We start from the raw sequence: 2,924 nt of genomic DNA on the forward strand, positions 1-2,924 counted from the left end.
CTGTAGTAAAATCATTCATAGGGAAGTCCTCTTTTCTGTGAATTGGTTGTCGTTAACTTTATTCTACAGAAGGGACTTCCTTTTTTGTATGGATTTTTTCATTTACACAAAATATTTTATACTCTCCCACCTCTACTTGCCAGTAATTATAATTTATTATGAATTACTCAATAGTTAATCATATTTATTAACAAAAGATTATTGGTTACAACAAAAAAAGAACCATGAATCCATTTACGTTAAAAGGATTCATGGTTTCATTCATTATTCTCACTTTACTATTTTGGCTATTTATATATTATACTCATAAAGCGTTCAATGCATCAATGGTAGCTGCATTATCTATATGAGTATATAAAGTTGTTGTATTTGTACTTGAATGTCCCAATTGTTGGGCAGTCAATACCAAAGAATTTGTCTGTTGGTAGAGTCTAGTAGCCAATGTATGACGCAGTTTATGCGGACTGACTTGTACTCTGAATCCTTTCGAATATTTTGCTACCATCCGTTCGATTGCAATACCGGATATACGTTTGGCTTCTCCTTGGTAAATTGCTAGAAATAATGCTTTTTCGTTTTCTGTCACTTTATATCGTTCTTTCCGAATAGCTAGATAATTAGCTAAATATTCCATTGCGAATGCTGCTATATTGACCGCATCTCTCTTATTTCCTTTTCTAGTTACTACCACCTTATTCTTATCCAAAGATAGATCATCCAAGTTAATATTTACAACTTCGGAGAGTCTCAATCCAGATCCTAAAATCAGTGCATTGATCGCTAGGTCTCTTTCTACATCTCGATGGTAGTAGATCAAAGCTCGTTTGCTCAAAGTATTTTTATATTCATTGGCAATATAATCTAGATAATTTTGTGTATCCTCATCTAGAAATAATTTTTTCTCAATGGCATTGGCACGTGCAGCTAACGTAGTTTTATCTGTGATGGTTGTTACTTGGTCCATAGGATTATTGTCTAAGTATGGTTTTCCTAGGGGATTATTAGAACTTTTCGAAAGATATTTAAATAGAACCTTTAATGCTGTGATGTTTCTATTGATAGTAGAAGTAGATAGACCTAAGTTATTATTATCTTTGAGCTTAGTTTTTGTTGTCTCTTTTTTTACATTTTCTTTTGTGCGACGTTTCAAATGAGATTTGTACAAGTTTAGGTCATAGGCAGTTAACTGTCTTATCGAGGTGATAGAAGTATCAGGAACGATAGACTCACTCAGAAGCCATTCATAAAAGAGCTTATAATTTTTTAGATATTCTAAAGTGGTTCGAGGTGATTGATCTTTATCCTCACGATCTTGAACAAAATCTTTTATATAATCGGGCATATGAAGTATGATTGTATCTATTTTTTGATATATTTCTGTATTTTTCATGTCATTCATCCTTTCAATAAGTAGGGGAGAAGAGTATCTCTATAATTGGACTATACCAATTATAGAATGTTTTGTCAATTGGTATGCTCTAAAATTTATTAATTTGTTTCAAAAAAAGCATATAAATAGGTATACGTTTATTAATTTAAAATAAATGGTATACATAAATAGGGAAGGAAATAGAAGGGAGCAATCTAAATTTTTTGAATTTTCTTAATTAATTATATAGAAAGAACAATCTTTCTATAGAGTTAGACATGAGAGGGACTATGCTTGATTTAAAATCAACAAGCGTATATACTGTATATACAAAGAAAAAGGGGGAGAAGACTATGGCAATTAAAGAAAGAAAATTTAGGGAAGTGGGGAACTCAGTAGTATTAACTATTTCAAAGGAATTTCTTAAAGAAAATGGGTTAAATCCCGGAGATACGGTTTTTTTAGATGAAGAAAAACTTCGAGCCGCAATTACAAAAAAACAAGCCTTATCTGATGAAATTGATGTAGCAATATCTCAAGCATTAACTGAATATGATACTACTTTTAGAGAGCTTGTCGATAAATGAGTATTCATTACCTAGAAGCCAAAGATATTATAAAAATGAATGTAATCCAAATAAAAAAATACTCTCCTAATGAACCCCTTGGTGTAAAGGATGCGAATGCTTTAGAAATGTGTGTAGGGCAACTTCGAGCCTCAGCTTTTGGAGAAGAGGTTTATCCTTCGATTTATGAAAAAGCAGCTATCTTACTTATACAATTGATAAAGAAACATCCTTTTCATAATGCAAATAAACGTACTGCTTTCTTAGCTACTTTTGTCTTTTTGAAAATCAATGGACAGCTTTTAGCTATTGATCAAAAAGATGCTGTAAATTTAGTGGTATATATTGCCACATATGATAAGGATTTTGATCAACTAAAATATGAAGTGATTAACACTATAAAGACACATACGAAACCCATTTAAGGAGTTGCTGTATGTGTCTTTATAGTGTTAATAGCTGCTATAGCGAAATAATTTAGGTAAATTACAAATAGCTATAATCCAAATCCAAGTATATAGAAAACGTAAATTTTCTATATACTTGGATATGCTGGAATGTTTAAGAGAGTAATTACATTTCTAGAAAATACAATAAAAATTACAGGATAATTAGCCATATCCTACCTCCTCTAGCAGTTGCTCAAAAGTTAGCACTAAGTAACTTCTTTTTTGTTGCTGGTAACAATTTATCAATACTAAAATAGCTTTTAAGTATCTAATAAATACTAATTTTAAAGCTCTTGATTATTATGAAACACGATATAACAATATTGCTATATCGTGCTATTGTAATATTATACATTTGAAGACAGCGTATTCTTGTTCTAATATCAGGAATTTTTTATAAATATCAGTCATATTGGATAGGCTACAATTAACTAGACAGAAAAATTAAGGTGTGTAGACTAGAAGAAAACATACCAGGAGGAATTTTTATGTCTAAGAGAACACGAAGAACTTTTTCACAAGAATTCAAGCAACAAATCG

Annotated in this window: 3 protein-coding genes; 2 read left to right on the plus strand and 1 reads right to left on the minus strand. The window is 30.8% G+C overall.

Annotation, left to right across the window (positions count from 1 at the left end; all coding sequences use genetic code 11):
* Positions 1–304 precede the first annotated feature (304 nt).
* Entirely contained in the window at positions 305–1,390 is a 1,086-nt protein-coding gene (gene xerS / locus OS138_RS12660) for a tyrosine recombinase XerS (protein WP_002297440.1), read from the minus strand.
* Positions 1,391–1,722: 332 nt separating this feature from the next.
* Between xerS and OS138_RS12665 the strand changes: the two genes are divergently transcribed.
* On the plus strand, positions 1,723–1,956 hold the full coding sequence (locus tag OS138_RS12665) for an addiction module antitoxin (protein ID WP_002297441.1): 234 nt from the start codon (positions 1,723–1,725) through the stop codon (positions 1,954–1,956).
* Positions 1,953–2,360 carry a type II toxin-antitoxin system death-on-curing family toxin gene (locus OS138_RS12670; protein WP_002297442.1) on the plus strand — a complete coding sequence of 136 codons (408 nt, stop codon included), beginning with the start codon at positions 1,953–1,955 and terminating at the stop codon, positions 2,358–2,360. Before OS138_RS12665 ends, OS138_RS12670 begins: the two co-directional genes overlap by 4 nt.
* Positions 2,361–2,924: the final 564 nt, after the last annotated feature.

It is taken from the genome of Enterococcus sp. E5-37 (assembly GCF_035726925.1).
Lineage (GTDB): Bacteria > Bacillota > Bacilli > Lactobacillales > Enterococcaceae > Enterococcus_B > Enterococcus_B faecium.